Source organism: Kitasatospora sp. Root107 (genome assembly GCF_001424875.1).
In the GTDB taxonomy this organism is placed as follows: Bacteria; Actinomycetota; Actinomycetes; order Streptomycetales; family Streptomycetaceae; genus Kitasatospora.
The window spans coordinates 139,209-156,658 of the sequence record NZ_LMCT01000034.1 but is presented as its reverse complement, the minus strand read 5'-3'; the positions used below and the strand labels follow the sequence as shown (position 1 = coordinate 156,658).

The following is a 17,450-nucleotide window of genomic DNA, read 5'->3' as shown; positions in this document are numbered from 1 at the left end:
GTGCGGGCGTTCGGCGTTTCTCGATCATTGGCAGCTGTCTCGCCGAGGTGCGTCAGCCGATCAGGATCCTCTCTGCTCGTTCCGTGCCGACGGTGACAGTCCCGCCTGCGGGGTCATGCGCTCGCCTGCCCGACGTCCCACCGCAAACCGTCGAGGGCGGTGGGGCTGCCCGGGCCGCCGTTCAGTGCCGATGGACCGTCGCCTGCGTCTGCTCTCAGCACGGACGCCGCGAAGGCGAGCGTGGCAGGGACGTGATGCCCGCCGCCGCCCTCGTGCCCGTTGTAGGTGTAGACGCTGATCTCCTTCGGGCCGAGGTAGTGGTGGTAGGAGGCGAAGACGGTCTCCGGCGGACACACCTCGTCCATCAGCGCGACCGAGTACAGCGCCGGGGCCGTGGCGCGGGCGGCGAAGTTGAGGCCATCGACGTACGACAGGGTGTCGAAGACGGTTTCCACCTTGTCGCGGTGCACCTTGCAGAAGTCGGCGATCTCCTTGTAGGGGAAGGCGTCGGTGATCTCGGTGGCGCGGCGGATGTGCTGCAGGAACGGCACGTCTGCGATGACGCCGGCCAGGTCCGGTACCAGGCCCGCGACGGCCAGGGCCAGGCCGCCGCCCTGGCTGCCACCGGCCACCACGATGCGGGCCGGGTCGATGCCGGGGTGCGTGCGCACGGCGTCGACCGCGCGTACCGCGTCGGTGTAGAGCCTTCGGTAGTAGTACGAGGCCGGGTCGAGGACGCCGCGGGTCATCGACCCGGGGTGGGCCGGACCCGCGCTGGGCGCCTCGTCGGAGGTGTCACCGACGGACCATCCGCCGCCCTGCCCGCGGGTGTCCATGACCAGCTGCGCGTAACCGGCGCTGGCCCACAGGAGGTGGTCGTGTGGCAGCCCCCGGCCGCCGCCGTACCCGACGTAGGTGACGATCGCCGGCAGTGGGCCCTCGACACCGCGTGGGCGCACCAGCCAGCCTCTGATCGCCTGCCCTGCGAAGCCCGGGAAGGTGACGTCCTCCACCGTCACGGTCGCGAGACCGGTATCCACCGAGACCGCGTCGAGGGCCGCCGGCACGGTTCTGGCGGCGGCCAGCGTGTCCGCCCAGAAGGCGGCGAAGTCGTCGGGTTCGGTCCGCTCAGGTCGGTACTTCTGCAGGTCCGACAGGTCCATGGAGAGGAAGGCCATAGCGGAACCGTAGGGCACGGCAGAAGCTTAAGCGCTTGAGTTGTACATAACGAAACGGCCTCGATGCTCGCATGCCTGGTTGACCGTGTCACAGCCTGGGGCCTACGTTCCCGGGAAACCAGGCCAGGCGGCTCCTTTTGCGTCGAGAACTTAAGCGCATAAGGCCGAGCGATTGCTGGTGCATGTTCCGTCGGACCTCCACCACCCGGGAGTTGGCACATGAAGAAGCGATCGACGGCCTTGGCGGCCGCAGTAGTCATGTCGATGGCGGCAGTCTCGGCCTGCTCCGGCGGAGGCGGAGCAGGCGGCACCGGCGGCGCGGCTGTGGCCCCGGCGGACCCGACCAAGGTGAGCGGGGACATCACCGTGCTCACCCACAAGACCGACCTCGCCGCCGACGGCACCCTGGCCGGATACGCGGCCGAGTTCAACAAGATCTACCCGAACGTGCACGTCAAGTTCGAACCGATCGTCAACTACGAAGGCGACGTCAAGATCCGGCTGAACAGCAGCAACTACGGCGACGTCCTGATGATCCCGGCCGCCGTCCCGGTCCCCGACTACCCGAAGTTCTTCGCCCCGCTCGGTACCCCGGCCGACCTCGACCAGAAGTACCGCTTCATCGACGGGGGCACCTACAGCGGGCAGGTCTACGGCATCGCCATCAACGGCAACGCGACCGGCATGGTCTACAACAAGGCCGTCTGGCAGCAGGCCGGGATCAGCAACTGGCCCACCACGCCGGACGAGTTCCGGGCCGACCTGCAGGCGATCAAGGCGAAGACGCAGGCCACGCCGCTCTACACGATCTACCACGAGGGCTGGCCGATAACGGCCTGGCAGAGCTACCTGGGCGAGGCCGGCTGCGACCCGGCCGCCAACGACAAGCTGGCCGCCGACACCGCGCCTTGGGCCGCCGGCAAGGAGCTCAACGGCATCGACACCCTGCTGTACAACGTGGTGCACGACCAGCTGACGGAGAAGGACCCGACCACGACGACCTGGGACGCGGCCAAGAGCCAGCTCGGCACCGGGAAGATCGGGACGCTGCCGCTGGCCTCCTGGGCGATCTCGCAGATGAAGGCGGCCGCCAAGACGGGGGGCGCGGACCCGGCGGACATCGGCTTCATGCCGTTCCCGGCGCAGGCGAACGGGCACTTCTGCTCGGTGATCTCCCCGGATTACCGGCAGGCCGTCAGCACCCACTCCCGGCACAAGGAGGCGGCGCGTGCCTGGGTCGACTGGTTCGTCGACAAGAGCACCTACGCCCAGGAGCAGGCCCTGCTTCCGACGCTGAAGGCCGGGGCGCTGCCGGACGAGCTCAAGGCGTACCAGGACGCAGGCGTCCAGTTCATCCAGCTCAGCCAGACGAAGAACGCTGACGTCTCGAAGATCGACAACCAGTCAGAGATCGGGCTGAACAAGCCGGACTACCGCCAGCACATCGTCGACCTGGCGCGGGGCGCCGGTAGCGGCAGCCTGGACGGCTACTTCGCCGAGCTGAACAAGAAGTGGGCCACCGCGATCAAGACGGTCGGCTGAGGCGACATGTCCAGCCGACAACGCAGCGGACGCAGCCTGCTCGCGCGGTCGACGCCGTGGCTGTTCCTCGCCGTGCCGCTGGCCTTCCTGGTGACCTTCACCTACACGCCCGTGTTCAACATGCTGTTCTACAGCCTGACCAGCTGGGACGGGTTCAGCCCGGACATGGAGTTCGTCGGCCGGGCCAACTACACCGAGCTGGTCACTCGGCCGGATCTGTTCCAGGTCTTCTACGTGAGCCTGTTCTACCTGGCGTCCGGCGTCGTGCAGATGGTGCTGGCCCTGTACTTCGCGACGGTGCTGAGCTTCAACGTCCGGTTCCGGAACTTCTTCAAGGGCGTCCTGTTCTTCCCGTACCTCATCAACGGCGTCGCCATCGGCTTCGTCTTCCTCTACTTCTTCCAGCCCGGCGGCACCCTCGATTCGGTCCTCGGCCTGTTCGGCGCGCGGGACGAGCACCTGTGGCTCGGCGATCCCGACCTCGTCAACTGGTCGCTCGCCTCGGTGTCCCTCTGGCGCTACCTGGGCCTGAACTTCGTGCTGTTCCTCGGCGCGATCCAGTCGATCCCGGGGGAGATCTACGAAGCGGCGGAACTCGACGGCGCCAACCGCTGGCACCAGGTCAGGCACCTCATCCTGCCCGGCATCCGACCAGTCGTCAGCCTGAGCGCGATCCTCGTGGTGTCCGGTTCGCTGTCCGCGTTCGAGATCCCGTACATCATGACCGGCGGTGCCAACGGCAGCACCACATTCGTCATCCAGACCGTCAAGCTGGCCTTCCAGTTCAACAAGGTCGGCCTGGCCTCGGCCGCCGCCGTGGTGCTGCTCGTCATCGTCCTGCTGGTGACCTGGATCCAGCGGCACCTGGTGCCCGACGAAGGAGTTGACCTGGTGTGACGACTGCACAAGGAGTCGGCGCCCGCTCGGCGGTGGCCGGCAAGTACCTCTCGCTCGTGGTCGCGTCGGTGGCGACGCTGCTTCCCCTGGCGGTCGTCTTCATGGCGGCGCTGAAGACCGAGCCGGAGTCCGCGAACAACGGCCCGCTGAGCGTGCCGCACAACTGGTTCAACCTGGAGAACTTCCAGATCGCCTTCACCCAGGGGCACATGCTCCGCGCGTTCGGCAACACCGCCTTCATCCTGGTCTTCTCGGTCACCGGCACGGTCCTCATCGGCTCGATGACCGCGTACGCGATCGACCGGTTCAGGTTCCCCTTCCGCCGCCTGACGATCTCGCTGTTCCTGCTCGCCTCGCTGGTCCCCGGCGTCACCACCCAGGTGGCGACCTTTCAGATCATCAACTCCTTCGGCCTGTTCAACAACCGCTGGTCCGCGATCGCGCTGTACGCGGGTACCGACATCGTGTCGATCATCATCTTCCTGCAGTTCATGCGGGCCATCCCGATCTCGCTCGACGAGGCGGCCCGAATCGACGGAGCCTCGCCGCTGCGCATCTACCGCACGGTGATCCTCCCGCTGCTGCGGCCGGCGATCGCGACCGTCGTCATTGTGAAGGGGGTGGTCATCTACAACGACTTCTACATCCCGTTCCTGTACATGCCCTCGCCCGATCTCGGCGTCGTCTCCACGTCGCTGTTCTATTTCAAAGGCCCGTACGGCGCGCACTGGGAGATCATCTGCGCCGGGGCGGTCCTCGTCATCATTCCGACCCTGGTGGTGTTCTTGTTCCTGCAGCGCTTCATCTACAACGGCTTCACCCGAGGGGCGACGAAATGACGGCGACCAGCGTTCACGAGGGCTGGACCGTCCGCGCCGTGGGCGGCGAGGTGCCGGCCCACCTGGCCGGGGTCCGGGTGCCGGCGACCGTTCCGGGGTGTGTGCACCTCGATCTACTCGCTGCCGGGCTGATCCCCGATCCCCATCTCGACCAGAACGAGCGGGAGTTGGCCTGGATCGGCCGGGTCGACTGGCGCTACGAGACCACGATCGACTGGGACGGTCCGGGCGCGGACAGCGCCGAGGTGGACCTCGTCGCGCTCGGTCTGGACACGGTCGCCACGGTCGAGTTGAACGGGACCGTCCTCGGCCGCACCCGCAACATGCACCGCAGCTACCGGTTTCCCGCCGCGCACCTGCTGCGTTCCGGGAGCAACGTGCTCGCCGTGACGTTCACCGGCGCGCTCACCGCGGCCGAGCAGGCCGACGGCGACCTCGGGGCGCGGCCGCACGTGAACCGGCATCCGTACAACACCGTGCGCAAGATGGCCTGCGACTACGGCTGGGACTGGGGTCCCGAGACGGCCACGGTCGGCATCTGGCGGCCGATCCGCCTGGAGACCTGGCGCGGGGCGGGCATCGAGAGCGTCCGGCCGCTGGTGGAGATGGACGGCGACACCGGGGTGGTGCGCGTGCACGTGGAGCTCCGACAGGCGCGGCGGCCGGCGGGGCCGCTGCGGCTGGACGTGTCGATCGGCGGCCTCCGGACCCGGGCCGAGGTGCCCGCCGGCCAGAGCTCGACCGTGGTGGAGGTGCGCGTACCGCACGCCCGGCTGTGGTGGCCACACGGGTACGGCGGGCAGCCCCGGTACGACGTCGGTGTTCAACTGCACTGCGGTGACGAGATGTTGGACGACTGGCACGGTCGGATCGGCTTCCGCACCGTCGCGTTGGACACCGCGCCGGACCAGGACGGCACACCGTTCACGCTCCTCGTCAACGGAGAGCGGGTGTTCGCCCGCGGGGTCAACTGGGTCCCCGGCGACTGCTTCCCCTCCCGGGTCGGCCGCGAACTGTACGCCGAGCGGCTGAACCAGGCCCGTGACGCCAACGTGAACCTGGTGCGGGTCTGGGGCGGCGGCATCTACGAGAGCGAGGACTTCTACGAACTCTGCGACGAGCTCGGCCTGTTGGTGTGGCAGGACTTCCTCTTCGCCTGCGCCTCCTACAGCGAGGAGGAACCGTTGCGCGGCGAGGTCGCCGCGGAAGCCCAGGAGGCGGTGACGCGGCTCAGCCCTCACCCCAGCCTGGTGCTGTGGAACGGCGGCAACGAGAACATCTGGGGCTACCACGACTGGGACTGGCAGGGCGAGTTGGCCGGCCGCAGCTGGGGCTGGCGGTACTACACCGAGGACCTCCCGGCGATCGTGGCGGAACTGGATCCGACCCGGCCCTACACCCCCGGCTCCCCGTACTCCCTCGACCCGGCGCTCCACCCCAACCTGCCGGACCACGGCACGATGCACATCTGGGACGTGTGGAACCAGCTGGACTACACGGCGTACCGTGGCCACCGGCCGCGCTTCGTGGCCGAGTTCGGATTCCAGGGCCCGCCGACGTGGGCCACGCTGACCCGCGCGGTCCACGACGAACCGATGCGGCCCGACTCGCCCGGCCTCCTGGTGCACCAGAAGGCCGAGGACGGCAACGGCAAACTGGCCCGCGGCCTGGCCGGTCACCTGCCGCCGCCCGAGACCTTCACCGACTGGCACTGGGCGACCTCGCTCAACCAGGCCCGCGCGGTGGCGCTCGGCATCGAACACCTCCGCTCGCTCATGCCGCTGTGCATGGGTGCCGTGGTGTGGCAGCTCAACGACGTGTGGCCGGTCATCTCGTGGTCCGCGGTGGACGGCGACGGACGGTGCAAGCCGCTGTGGTACGCGCTGCGCCGGAGCTTCCGGGACCGGCTGCTGACGATCCAACCGCGCGAGGACGGGTTGTCCGTGGTCGCCGTCAACGACAGCGGCCTGCCCTGGCACGAGGAGATCCCCGTGAGCCGGGTCGACTTCGACGGCACCGTGCTGGCGACCACGACGATGCGGGCGGACGTGGCCGCCCGAGGTGTGGCGACCTGGACGCTGCCGAAGTCGCTCGCGGTGGCGGACGATCCGGCGCGCGAGATCGTCGTGGCCGGGACCGGTGCCGACCGGGCGCTGTGGCAGTTCCGGGAGGACGTCGACGCCAAGCTGCCCGAGCCGCGGATGTCCTCCCGGATCGAGGCGATCACGACCGGGTACCGTGTGACGGTGACTGCTCACGCGTACGTCCGCGACCTGACGCTGCTCGCCGACCGGGTGACCGGCGACGCGCACGTCGACACGGCGCTCGTGACGCTCCTGCCGGGCGAGAGTGCGACGTTCGACATCCGCACCGGGGCGACGGTCGACCCGGGGGCGTTCCTCGACCCGCTGGTGCTGCGCAGCGCGAACCAGTTGGTCACCGGTCCGGGGCGGGCCGGAGTCCTGGACGCCGGAGGGTCGAATTGGTGAAGCGGGTGACGATCGCGGAGATCGCGGAGCGGGCCGGCGTCTCGATCGGCGCCGTGTCGTACGCGCTCAACGGGCGGCCTGGGGTGTCCGAGGAGACCCGCAAGCGCATCGTGGACATCGCCGACGAGATCGGCTGGCGGCCGAGCGTGGCGGCCAAGTCGCTGTCCGGGTCGCGGGCGCACAGCGTCGGCCTGATCATCGCCCGCCCGGCGGACACGCTCGGCGTCGAGCCGTTCTTCATGCGGTTCATCGCCGGGCTGGAACGCGAGCTGTCAGGACAGCGGATCGCGCTCCTGCTCCAGGTCGTCGAGGACCACCGCGCCGCCATCGAGGCCATGCGGCTGTGCTGGGCCGAGCGGCGCATCGACGGCATCGTGCTCACCGACCTGTACGCGGAGGACACCCGGATCCCGGTGATCGAGGAGCTGCGGATCCCGGCCGTGCTGGCCGGCCGGCCCCGAACGGACGCCCGGCTGGGCGCCGTCTGGACCGATGACAAGGCGGCGGTGGACGCGTCGGTCGACTACCTGGTGGCGCTCGGCCACCGCCGCATCGCCCGCGTCGCCGGCCTGCCCGCCCTCGACCACACCCAGGTGCGCATCGCGGCGTTCCGCGAAGCCGTGCTCCGACACGGCCTCAGCGAACCGCAGGTCGTCGAGACCGACTACACCGCGGAGGAAGGCGCGCAGGCGACCCGGGCGCTGCTGTCCCGGCGCGACCGGCCGACGGCCATCCTGTTCGACAACGACGTGATGGCCCTCGCCGCGATCAACGTCGCCCAGGAGATGGGCATCGCGGTCCCCGGCGAACTCTCCATCGTGGCCGGCGACGACTCGCAGCTGTGCGTCCTGGTGCGGCCTGCCCTGACGGCACTGTCCTGGGACATACAGGCGTACGGCCTCCACACCGCGCAGGTACTGCTGGACATGATCGACGGTCGGCCCCCGCGGTCGCACCAGGAGAACACCGCCCGCCTGGTCGTCCGGGGAAGCACCGCGGCAGCGCCGCCCGCCTGACTGTCCGCCTGACTGCCCGTCAGCGCTGCGCGCACTTAAATGATTAAGTCCCGTTGATGGGGTTGCAGACATGGGCCTGCGGTCCCCAGAATCGGCTACGGCCGCCATTTTGCGCCGCGGACTTAAGCGTATAAGGCGAAGGTCGGCGGCTCATCCCCGTTTCGTCGGAAAGGAGTTACTCATGCGTCTCGTGTTCCCCGACTTCCGGTCACGACGCGCCCGCGCTGCATCCAGCGCGGGCGCCGCAGCGGTGATAGCAGTGGCGGCGGCGTCCTTGGCGTTCGTGCCCGTGGCCGCACAGGCAGCCGAGACCCGGTGTCAGGCGACGTATGCGGTGCAGAACGACTGGGGCAGCGGACTCCAGACGAGCGTCACGATCACCAACCTCGGCGCGGCGTGGACCAGTTGGACGCTCGGCTACTCCTACGCCGGCAACCAGACCCTCTCCTCCGGCTGGAACGGCGCCTGGACCCAGTCCGGCAAGAACGTGACCGTCACCAGCCTGTCCTGGAACGCGGACGTCCCGTCCGGCGGCACCGTCGCACCCGCCGCCACCTTCACCTACAGCGGTGCCAACACCGCTCCGACGGTCTTCACGGTCAACGGCGTCGTATGCGGCGGATCCAGCCCGACAACCCCGCCGCCCACGACGCCGCCCACCACCCCGCCCCCGACCACCCCACCGCCCACCCAGGTGGCACCGGCCCTCCATGTCTCCGGCAACCGCCTGGTCACCTCCACCGGTGCCACGTACCGCCTGCTGGGCGTCAACCGGGCCGCCGGTGAGTTCGCGTGCGTCCAGGGCAAGGGGATGTGGGACGGACCCGCAGACCAGGCCACGATCGACGGGATGAAGACCTGGAACATCCACGCCGTGCGCATCCCGCTGAACGAGCAGTGCTGGCTGGGCACGAGTGACGTCCCTGCGGGTGGGGTCACCGGTACCGCGTACCAACAGGCGGTCAAGGACTACGCGAACCTGCTGGTGGCGAACGGCATCAACGTGATCCTGGACCTGCACTGGTCCTACGGCCAGTACACCGGGGGCGGCGCCGGCTGCTCGGACACCGCGGCGACCTGCCAGAAGCCCATGCCCGATCTGCAGTACGCCCCGACGTTCTGGACCCAGGTGGCCAACGCGTTCAAGGGCAACGACGCGGTCCTGTTCGACCTGTTCAACGAGCCCTATCCGGACGCCGCCAACGGCTGGACGAACGCCACCGCGGCGTGGACCTGCCTGCGCGACGGCGGCACCTGCACCGGTATCGGCTACCCGGTCGCGGGCATGCAGACGCTGGTCGACGCGGTGCGTGCCACCGGTGCCACCAATGTGATCATGACCGGTGGCCTGACCTGGACCAACGACCTGAGCCAGTGGTCGGCGTACAAGCCGAGCGACTCCACCGGCAATCTGATGGCCTCCTGGCACTCGTACAACTTCAACGGCTGTGTGACCACTGCTTGTTGGGACTCCACGATCGGATCGGTCGCGGCGCAGGTCCCGGTCCAGGCCGGCGAGATCGGCCAGAACTCGTGTGCTCACGACTACATCGACCAGGTGATGGCCTGGGCCGACGCGAACGGTGTCGGGTACACGGCCTGGACCTGGAATCCGTGGGGGTGCAGCAGCAACGGCAACGTCCTGATCGCCGACTGGAACGGCACGCCGACGGCCACCTACGGTCAGGGGTACCAAGCGCACCTGCTGAGCCAGCACCCGTAGTCACGGCGTACCGACGTGCCCCGGAGGGCACGTCGGTACATCGGCACAGGGCCTCGGGCGATTACGGCGTCGTCGGGTTTCCGTCGTGGTGTTCGAGCAGGACGCGACGGATGCCGGCCAGGGTGTCCAGGTGTTCCGCCATCGTGTGCAAGGCCGCCCTGACGAGGTGGGAGTTGCCGGGGTTGAGCCGGAGATCGATCAGATCGGTGGCGAGGTCGAGGGCTGCCTCGGCGCCGGCCGCGTGAGCCTCCATCACCACGTGGCCCTCGCGCTCGTCGGTCCACGGCAGGGAGCCATCGGGGGCGTCCGGGGCCGGCCCGGTGTCGATGAGGCGGGTGAACCGGCTCTTGGTGAAGGTGAGTTCGATCCGGGCGGCCTGCCACTGGTCCTCCTCGACCGGCCATCCCAGCGGCATCACGGCACTTGCGCGGCGGGCGGCCGCGGCAGCGTCCGGCCCGTAGCAGTCGACCAGGTTGTAGGTGGCCCGGGTCATGGCGCGCTGGAGGTGTGCGGAGAGGGCGGCCAGCCGCCTGCCCTGGTCCTGATGCTCGATCTCCACCGGAACCTCCAGCTCAAGAGCAGCATGCGCTGCCCTCAGCCCGGCCTCGTCCGGCACAAAGTTGTCGTACACCCTCGGCATCTTGCCGCAGGCGGGGAAGGAATCCGGAGCACCTGGCCGAGGAGGCGGGCACCTTCGTGTCCGGCGCCCGGGTTCTGCGCGCACGGCATCGACGGCCGCCGGCTGATCAGGGCCCGTCGCTGGAGGCCAGGGCGGTCAGCGACCGGTGGGGGCGAGGCGGGAGAACCAGTCGATCGTCATCGCCAGGCCCTTGTCGGAGTCGACGACCGGCTGCCAGCCGAGTGCCGAACGGGCCAGTGCGATGTCCGGTCGGCGCAGGGTGGGGTCGTCGCCGGGCCGCTCGACGAACTCGACCGGCGAGGAGGAGCGGCACAACTCCCGGATGTGGTGCGCCAGTTCCAGGACGCTGAGCTCGACCGGGTTGCCGATGTTGATCGGCCCGTGGTGCCCGCCGGCGGCCGCGGCGAGGATGCCGCTCACGGTGTCGTCGACGTAGCAGATCGACCTGGTCTGCGTACCGTCGCCGGCCACCGTGAGCGGCAGTCCGGCCAGTGCCTGGGTGATGAAGGTCGGCACCGCCCGCCCGTCGGTGGGCCGCATCCGCGGACCGTAGGTGTTGAAGAGCCGGACGATCACCGTGTCCACGCCGTGGGTGGTGCGGTAGGCCGTGGTCAGCGCCTCCGCGTAGCGCTTGGCCTCGTCGTACTGGCTGCGCGGACCGACCGGGTTGACGTTGCCCCAGTAGGACTCGCTCTGGGGGTGGACCAGCGGGTCGCCGTAGACCTCCGAGGTGGAGGCCAGCAGGAAGCGGGCGCCTTTCCTGCGCGCCAGTTCCAGGGCGTTCAGGGTGCCGTGGGCACCTGCCCTGAGCGTCTCGATCGGGTGCCTGGCGTAGTCGTGCGGCGAGGCCGGTGAGGCGAGGTGGAGTACCAGGTCGACCGGCCCCTCGACGTCGAACTCCTCGGAGACGTCGCTGCGGTCCAGGGCGAACCCCGGGTCGTCGGCACGGGCGGCCAGGTTGTCGACCGAGCCGGTCAGCAGGTTGTCGACGCAGACCACCGAGGTGCCCTCGTCCCGCAGCCGGTCGCACAGGTGCGAGCCGACGAAGCCCGCGCCCCCGGTGACCACCGCTCGGCGTACTGTCCGGTCCATCGGGTTCTCCTCATCCGTCGTACCGCGCGTCATGGTCAGGACTCCCGCAGCGAGCGGCCGGTCTTGGCGAGGAACACGTCGTCCAGGGTCGGACGGTGCAGCTCGATGGTGGCCAACTCGATCCCGGCGTCGGCCAGGGCCCGCATGATCTGCGGCATCGCCGTCTCGCCGACGTCCACCGACAGGCGCAGTCCGCCGTCCTCGCGCAACTCGGCCGAGCGCACGCACTCCTGCCCGGCCAGGACCTCGGACGCCTTCGCCGCGACCTCGGCGTCGGTCACGCCGACGGTGACCACCTCGCCCGCGATCGAGCGCTTGAGCGCAGCCGGCGTTCCCTCGGCGACGGTGCCGCCGCCGTCGATGATGGCGATCCGGTCGCAGAGCGCATCCGCCTCGTCCAGGTAGTGCGTGGTCAGGAAGACGGTCATGCCCTCGCTGCGCAGCCTGCGGATCTCGTCCCACAGGTGCGAACGGCTCTGCGGGTCGAGGCCCGAGGTGGGCTCGTCGAGGAAGAGCACCTTGGGCCGGTGGATCACCCCGAGGGCGATGTCCACCCGGCGGCGCTGGCCGCCGGAGTAGGTGCGGCAGTTACGGTCGGCGTACTCGGTGAGGTCGAAGGCGTCGAGGGCGGCGACCGCCCGGCTCTGCGCCTCGGCCTTGCCGATACCGTGCATCCGGGCCTGCATCACCAGTTCCTCACGGGCCGTCACATCGTCGGCGGTACCGCCGTCCTGGGCGATGTAGCCGATGTTCCGGCGGACCTCGGCCTGCTGGGTGCGCAGGTCGGCGCCGGCGATGACGGCCTCGCCGCCGTCCGGCCTGACCAGGGTGGCGAGCATCCGCAGCGTGGTCGTCTTGCCCGCGCCGTTGGGGCCGAGGAACCCGAAGATCTCACCCTTGGCCACGGTGAGGTCCAGGCCCGCCACCGCGTCCACGGTGGCGGTCTTCCGGCGGCGCCCGGTCTGGAAGGACTTCCGCAGTCCCCTGGTCTCGATCATCGGGGTCCTTGTCATAGGGAGGGTTACGGGCGTCAACGGACGGAGCGGGCGAACAGCCGGGCCGACCAGGTCAGCGCCAGCAGCGCCACGGCGGCCATCAGCGTGATGCTCTGCCAGACCGCCGGATCGCCCGTATGGCCGGCGAACAGCTCGCGCATGCCGACGACGGCCCAGCTGAACGGGTTCCAGTCGGCGGCCCGTTGCAGCCAGAGCGGAGCCAGCGCGAGCGGCAGCAGCGTGCCCGACAGCAGCATCAGCGGCTGCGCCAGGTTGTTGACCAGCTGGCCGAGCACGGTGGGGTCGCTCACCTTGAGGGCGATGCCGTACGAGATCGAGGCACTGCCCAGGGTGATCAGCGCCAGCAGCACGTAGGCGAGCAGCAGGTCCGGGATCCGGACGAAGAGTCCGAGCGGCATCGACAGCACGATGATGATGCCCGCCTGGATCACCAGCGTGACCACGTCCCGCAGGGCCCGGCCCAGCAGCAGCGCCACGCGGCTGACGGGGGTGACCCTGGCCCGCTCGATGACGCCCGAACTCAGCTCGGCGAGCAGGCCGAAGCCGACGTAGAGGCCCCCGCCGAGCGCCAGCGCGACCAGCATGCCGGGCACGTAGATCCGGTAGGCGTCGGTCATCGAGCCCGCGCCCATCGACGCCAGTGCGGGTTTCAGCAGCGGCGCGAACAGGGCCAGGTAGACGACCGGTTGGGCCACGCCCAGGACGATCGAGAGCGGAGACCTCGCCATCAGCAGCAGGTGCCGCTGGAACACCAGCCAGGTGTCGCGGAGCGTCTTCAAGTCTGTGCACCTCCCATTCGTTCGGTGAGCCCCGTGAGCAGGGTCTCCAGGTGGTCGGCCGCAGCCGGTGCGCCCCCGGCGGCGGCGAAGGACTCCCCCACCCGCCGCGCCGCCGCGCGGTATGACGGGTCGTCGAGCACGGCCAGCAGGTCCGCGCGCAGCGGTTCAGGACGCACACTCGCGAACCGGACCCGGCGGCCGGCGCCGACCGCCACCACCTGGGCGGCGTTGATGGGCTGGTCCCCCTTGATCGGGGCGACCACCAGCGGCACTCCGTGGGCCAGCGCCTCGCAGACGGTGTTCAACCCGCCGTGGCTGACCACCGCGTCCAGCCGGGGCATCAGTTCCAACACCGGGACCCGGGGGCGGACCAGGATGTGCGTCGGCGGATCGGGGACGGTGCCGTCCGGCGCCACCACGATCGCCTGGACGCTGTCACCGAGCGGGCGCAGCGCCTCGACGACCCGGGCGTGGAACTCCCGGGCGAGGTCCAGCGACAGGGTGCCCACGGTGACCAGGACGTGGCGCCGGGCGGGGTCGAGCCAGTGCCAGGGGAAGTCGGTGTCCGGCGCCCTCGGGGCCAGTGCGGGGCCGACCAGGACGGCGTTCTCGGGCCACTCCAGCGGGCCGGTCAGGGCCTCGCCGGTGAAGCCGACCAGCAGGTGCGGTGAGAAGCGCAGGTCGTGCGGCGGCTCGCCGGCCAGTCCCCCGGCGGTCCACATCGCCGCCATCCGCTGCTGGATCCACGCCTCGACCCTGGGCAACGCCCGGTAGGGGCGGGTGAGTTCCATGGTGGTCGTCGCCATCGAGGCCCACGGCAGCCCGGCCCGGTGAGCGGCCAGCGCACCGGCGACCGCGTGCTGGTCCACCAGCAGGACGTCGGGACGGAAGGCGGCCACCGCGCGTTCGATGCCGGGCAGGGTGCTCTTCGCGTGCGGGACGATGTAGCCGTCCCAGCGCGACTTGGCGGCGGCCATGCCCCGGTCGGCCTGGCCACGGTGAGCACGCAACGGAATCGGGGCGATCGCGGTCTCGGGGCCGAGCAGCGGTCGCAGGTAGGACTCGGAGCCGGCCCACAGCACGTCGTGGCCGCGCGCGACGAGCTCCCGGGAGACGGCGGCGAGCGGGTTCACATGGCCGGTCAGCGGCAGCGAGACGAAGAGGTAACGCCCCATCAGGTACCGGCCCCGGCGGCCACGTGGGTGGCCACCTCGCCGACGGTCAGGGCGATGATCCGGTCGATGTCGAGCCCGGCCACGTACTCGACCAGGTCCACCCGCTCCCCGTAGTGGCGACGCAGTGCCAGACTCCAGGCCGCCAACTCATGGCTCTCCAGCAGCAGTTCGCCGTCCACCAGGGTGTCTGGCCGGACCGCGTCCAGCCAGGCCCGGTCCTCGCCGACGACCTCCCGCAGGAGTTCGGCGACCCGCCGGACCAGTCCCTCCGTGCTCATCGCCCGTGCCGGGGCTTCGTCGCCCGCAGCGCGCCGTAGGTGATGACGCCGGTGTCGAAGCCCTTCTTCATCAGCGGCCCCGCGTGGAAGAAGCCGAGGACGTCCACGCCGCGCTCGCGAGCCAGGTCGCGCATCACCGACCGGCCGCGCTCGAACTGCTGGATCTGTGCGAAGCCCGGGTCCCAGGAGTTGGCGACCGCATCGCTCCAGTCCACCGTGGCGACCTCGGCGAAGCCGGCCGCGCGGGCCAGCCGTTCGTGCTCCTCCAGGGAGGAGAAGTCGGGCATCACCTGGTGCACCAGGATCTGCCGGACGAGTTCGCGTTCGTCCTCGTCCAGCTCGCCGTCGCGGACCGCCCAGGTGGCGACGGCGAGCGTGCCGCCCGGAGCGAGCAGCCGGATCGCCTCGGCGAAGAAGGCCACCCGGTCCGCGATGTGCATCAGGCTCTCCAACGCCCAGACCACGCCGAAGGACTCGTCCGGGTATCCGGTGCCGAGCGCGTCCAACTGGTGGAAACGGGCCCGCTCACCGACGCCCGCGGCCTGCGCCTTCTCGTTGGCACGGGCGGCCTGCCGGGCGCTCAGGGTGACCCCTTCGACGGTGCAGCCCAGCGCCCCGGCGAGGTGCAGCGCAGGACCGCCGATGCCGCAGCCGACATCGAGCACCCGCGACCCGGGGGGCACGGCGGCGTAGGAGACCAGTTCGCGGACCAGCCGATCGGTGGCCGCGTGCCGGTCCGCGCCGTTGAGGCCGGGGACTTCGCCCGGATCCCAGAAGCCGTGGTGGACGTGCTCTCCCCACAGGTCCTCGTACAGGTCGAGGGTGATGTCGTAGTAGCGCTCCACGGCCGTGTTCAGGCCGGAGCCGATTGCTGGTTCCACTTGGCCGATCCTCGAAAAGTTGGCATGAATGCGTTCAACAAGGCAGCCGGAAAAGGGGTCGGAAATGAGACCCACAAAGCCGGATTGGTCTGATCCACTGCGGGCCGCGCCCGCCGGACCCCCGGTCCGTGGGCATGCGAAAGGAAGACTGCCTTCACGGCGGCGTCGAAAAGTGTGAACCGCCGGGCCAGGGCGGAGCGAGTGCGACTGACGATCAGTCAGAGGCTGACAACAACCTGTCAAACCACGGAAGTTGACCAACCGGCGGTCACACTAGCCGGGCTGCGTACGCCCGTCAACGCACCAAACAAATCGCTCTGTCCGGACGGATGTCACCCCCGACAAGGCGCGAAAATGCCATCCGAAGCCACAGGGCTTGACACCGGGCAATTCACGGTTGAAAGTTCGGCGTGGGAATTTCGTCAGCTTCTCTGACATGACCCGGGAAGAGGTTCTGGTCCTCCATGAAAGTTGCTGCCGCAACTCCACCGAGCAACGTGGGAGCGCTCCCACTCGACCCCTCCTGGGTCGACGAGGTCCTCCTGCGCGGCACCGGCGCCGAGCCCTGCCTCTTCCTCGACGAACCGGTCAGCAGGGACGGACTCCGCCGGCTCGTGCGGACCCGCCAGACCGCGCTGTCCTCGGCAGGCCTGGTCCGGGGCGGCTCGGTCGCCCTGTGCCTGGCCCCGTCGCTCGCGCTGGTCGCCAACCTGCTGGCGGCCTGGCGGATCGGGGCCCAGGCCGCACTGCTCGACCACCGGCTCACCCCCTTCGAGACCGACCGGGCCCTCGCCCGGCTGGAACCCCAGGTGGTGGTGGCCGCCGCACAGCCGGTCGGCACCGGCCCGGCCCACGGCTTCTACGAGCAGCGGGAGATCGTCACCACCCGCCCGGGCCGTCCGGCCCGGACCTCGCACGCGGTCGTGCAGCTCAGCTCCGGTTCGACCGGCCCGTCGAAGATCATCGGCCGTACCGCAGCCGACCTGGTCGCCGAACTCGACCGGTACGCCCGGATCGGCGGAGTGCCGAGGGCCGGCCAGCGGATCGTCTCACTCGCCTCGATGGTGCACGTGCTGGGACTCGTCGGCGGGCTGCTGCACTGCCTGCACGCCGGGGTACGGCTCGCGATCCCGCGCCGGCTGACCGCCGACGGCATCCTCGCCACCGTCGCGGCCGGTCCCGAACCGACCACGTTGCTCGGCGTGCCGTTCCACCTCGAACTGCTCAGCTGGGTGGCCGAACCACCCCGGCTGCCCCAGCTCACCGGCATGACCACGGGCGGGGAGCTGGTCCGGGCCCAGGTGCACGACGCCTTCGTGGACCGCTACGGCATCCGCCTCGGCAGCATGTACGGGATGACCGAGGTCGGCGTCATCGCCACCGACCTGTTCGGCACGCACCGGCCCGAACTGACCCCGGCGCCCGGCCTCACCCTGCGCGCGGTCGACGGTGAACTGCTGATCGCCACCGGGCAGTCGCCCTACCTCGACCACGGCCCGACCGGCGCCACCGGCCCGGCCCGCTGGGACGACGGCTGGCTGCACACCAGGGACGGCGGCGAGGTCGACCCCGGCAGCGGGCGGGTCCGGGTGCTGGGCCGGCTGGACTCGCAGGTGTCGATCGGCGGTCTCAAGGTCGACCTCACCGAGGTCGAGCACACCCTGGCCGCGCTGCCGGAGGTCGACGCCGCAGTCGTCGTCTTCGGGACCTCGATCGAGGCGTACGTCGTACTGCGCGAGGCCGGCGGCACCACGGCACGGATCGAGGCGCAGCTCACCGAACGGCTGGCGGCCTACAAACGGCCCCGCCTGATCCACCTCGTCGACCGACTACCGCGCACCGCCACCGAGAAGTTGGTCCGCGACCGGACCGCCCTGCGCGATGCCGGTCAGTTGTAACCCACCA

15 protein-coding genes are annotated in these 17,450 nt (G+C 70.0%); 7 read left to right on the top strand and 8 right to left on the bottom strand.

The window, feature by feature from the left end:
- Positions 1-113: 113 nt before the first annotated feature.
- Positions 114-1,178 carry an acetylxylan esterase gene (locus ASC99_RS26145; protein WP_082598634.1) on the bottom strand — a complete coding sequence of 355 codons (1,065 nt, stop codon included), beginning with the start codon at positions 1,176-1,178 and terminating at the stop codon, positions 114-116.
- 219 nt (positions 1,179-1,397) lie between these two features.
- Here ASC99_RS26145 and ASC99_RS26140 point away from each other — a divergent pair, with 219 nt between their 5' ends.
- From ASC99_RS26140 to ASC99_RS26115, 6 genes are all read left to right on the top strand, one after another.
- On the top strand, positions 1,398-2,720 hold the full coding sequence (locus ASC99_RS26140) for an ABC transporter substrate-binding protein (RefSeq protein WP_057236475.1): 1,323 nt from the start codon (positions 1,398-1,400) through the stop codon (positions 2,718-2,720).
- A gap of 6 nt (positions 2,721-2,726) precedes the next feature.
- The gene (locus tag ASC99_RS26135) at positions 2,727-3,617 is read left to right on the top strand and encodes a carbohydrate ABC transporter permease (protein ID WP_057236473.1); all 891 of its coding nucleotides are present in this window, start codon (positions 2,727-2,729) and stop codon (positions 3,615-3,617) included.
- Positions 3,614-4,456: a carbohydrate ABC transporter permease gene (locus tag ASC99_RS26130; RefSeq protein WP_057236470.1), complete on the top strand. Its 843-nt coding sequence runs from the start codon at positions 3,614-3,616 to the stop codon at positions 4,454-4,456. Before ASC99_RS26135 ends, ASC99_RS26130 begins: the two co-directional genes overlap by 4 nt.
- Positions 4,453-6,945: a glycoside hydrolase family 2 TIM barrel-domain containing protein gene (locus ASC99_RS26125; protein WP_057236468.1), complete on the top strand. Its 2,493-nt coding sequence runs from the start codon at positions 4,453-4,455 to the stop codon at positions 6,943-6,945. The genes ASC99_RS26130 and ASC99_RS26125 overlap by 4 nt, the downstream gene beginning before the upstream one ends.
- Positions 6,942-7,961: a LacI family DNA-binding transcriptional regulator gene (locus ASC99_RS26120; protein WP_057236466.1), complete on the top strand. Its 1,020-nt coding sequence runs from the start codon at positions 6,942-6,944 to the stop codon at positions 7,959-7,961. The genes ASC99_RS26125 and ASC99_RS26120 overlap by 4 nt, the downstream gene beginning before the upstream one ends.
- A 181-nt stretch (positions 7,962-8,142) precedes the next feature.
- The gene (locus tag ASC99_RS26115; protein WP_082598633.1) at positions 8,143-9,684 is read left to right on the top strand and encodes a cellulase family glycosylhydrolase; all 1,542 of its coding nucleotides are present in this window, start codon (positions 8,143-8,145) and stop codon (positions 9,682-9,684) included.
- A gap of 61 nt (positions 9,685-9,745) precedes the next feature.
- On the opposite strand, the gene ASC99_RS26110 is transcribed toward ASC99_RS26115, so the two are convergent.
- From ASC99_RS26110 to ASC99_RS26080, 7 genes are all read right to left on the bottom strand, one after another.
- Entirely contained in the window at positions 9,746-10,315 is a 570-nt protein-coding gene (locus ASC99_RS26110; RefSeq protein WP_157531749.1) for a hypothetical protein, read from the bottom strand.
- A gap of 144 nt (positions 10,316-10,459) precedes the next feature.
- Complete coding sequence (locus ASC99_RS26105) at positions 10,460-11,416, bottom strand: NAD-dependent epimerase/dehydratase family protein (protein WP_057236462.1); 957 nt, start codon at positions 11,414-11,416, stop codon at positions 10,460-10,462.
- A 35-nt stretch (positions 11,417-11,451) separates the two neighbouring features.
- Positions 11,452-12,414 carry an ATP-binding cassette domain-containing protein gene (locus ASC99_RS26100; protein WP_057236461.1) on the bottom strand — a complete coding sequence of 321 codons (963 nt, stop codon included), beginning with the start codon at positions 12,412-12,414 and terminating at the stop codon, positions 11,452-11,454.
- A gap of 32 nt (positions 12,415-12,446) precedes the next feature.
- Positions 12,447-13,211 (bottom strand): ABC transporter permease, encoded by a 765-nt coding sequence (locus tag ASC99_RS26095; protein WP_057236459.1) that lies wholly within the window; start codon positions 13,209-13,211, stop codon positions 12,447-12,449.
- Positions 13,208-14,386, bottom strand: coding sequence for a glycosyltransferase (locus tag ASC99_RS26090; RefSeq protein WP_057236457.1), 1,179 nt, complete (start codon positions 14,384-14,386; stop codon positions 13,208-13,210). The genes ASC99_RS26095 and ASC99_RS26090 overlap by 4 nt, the downstream gene beginning before the upstream one ends.
- The gene (locus tag ASC99_RS26085) at positions 14,386-14,664 is read right to left on the bottom strand and encodes a hypothetical protein (RefSeq protein ID WP_057236455.1); all 279 of its coding nucleotides are present in this window, start codon (positions 14,662-14,664) and stop codon (positions 14,386-14,388) included. Before ASC99_RS26085 ends, ASC99_RS26090 begins: the two co-directional genes overlap by 1 nt.
- A complete protein-coding gene (locus tag ASC99_RS26080; RefSeq protein WP_057236453.1) occupies positions 14,661-15,545 on the bottom strand; it encodes a methyltransferase domain-containing protein in 885 nt (294 codons plus the stop codon). The genes ASC99_RS26085 and ASC99_RS26080 overlap by 4 nt, the downstream gene beginning before the upstream one ends.
- Before the next feature lie 497 nt (positions 15,546-16,042).
- On the opposite strand from ASC99_RS26080, the gene ASC99_RS26075 reads away from it, so the two are divergent.
- Positions 16,043-17,443 carry a class I adenylate-forming enzyme family protein gene (locus ASC99_RS26075; RefSeq protein WP_235502431.1) on the top strand — a complete coding sequence of 467 codons (1,401 nt, stop codon included), beginning with the start codon at positions 16,043-16,045 and terminating at the stop codon, positions 17,441-17,443.
- Positions 17,444-17,450 lie beyond the last annotated feature (7 nt).

Excerpts from the sequence above, each read along its gene's own strand:
- ASC99_RS26145 (WP_082598634.1), bottom strand. The coding sequence starts at position 1,178 with ATGGCCTTCCTCTCCATGGACCTGTCGGACCTGCAGAAGTACCGACCT.
- ASC99_RS26140 (WP_057236475.1), top strand. The coding sequence starts at position 1,398 with ATGAAGAAGCGATCGACGGCCTTGGCGGCCGCAGTAGTCATGTCGATG.
- ASC99_RS26135 (WP_057236473.1), top strand. The coding sequence starts at position 2,727 with ATGTCCAGCCGACAACGCAGCGGACGCAGCCTGCTCGCGCGGTCGACG.
- ASC99_RS26125 (WP_057236468.1), top strand. The coding sequence starts at position 4,453 with ATGACGGCGACCAGCGTTCACGAGGGCTGGACCGTCCGCGCCGTGGGC.
- ASC99_RS26115 (WP_082598633.1), top strand. The coding sequence starts at position 8,143 with ATGCGTCTCGTGTTCCCCGACTTCCGGTCACGACGCGCCCGCGCTGCA.
- ASC99_RS26105 (WP_057236462.1), bottom strand. The coding sequence starts at position 11,416 with ATGGACCGGACAGTACGCCGAGCGGTGGTCACCGGGGGCGCGGGCTTC.
- ASC99_RS26100 (WP_057236461.1), bottom strand. The coding sequence starts at position 12,414 with ATGATCGAGACCAGGGGACTGCGGAAGTCCTTCCAGACCGGGCGCCGC.
- ASC99_RS26090 (WP_057236457.1), bottom strand. The coding sequence starts at position 14,386 with ATGGGGCGTTACCTCTTCGTCTCGCTGCCGCTGACCGGCCATGTGAAC.
- ASC99_RS26085 (WP_057236455.1), bottom strand. The coding sequence starts at position 14,664 with ATGAGCACGGAGGGACTGGTCCGGCGGGTCGCCGAACTCCTGCGGGAG.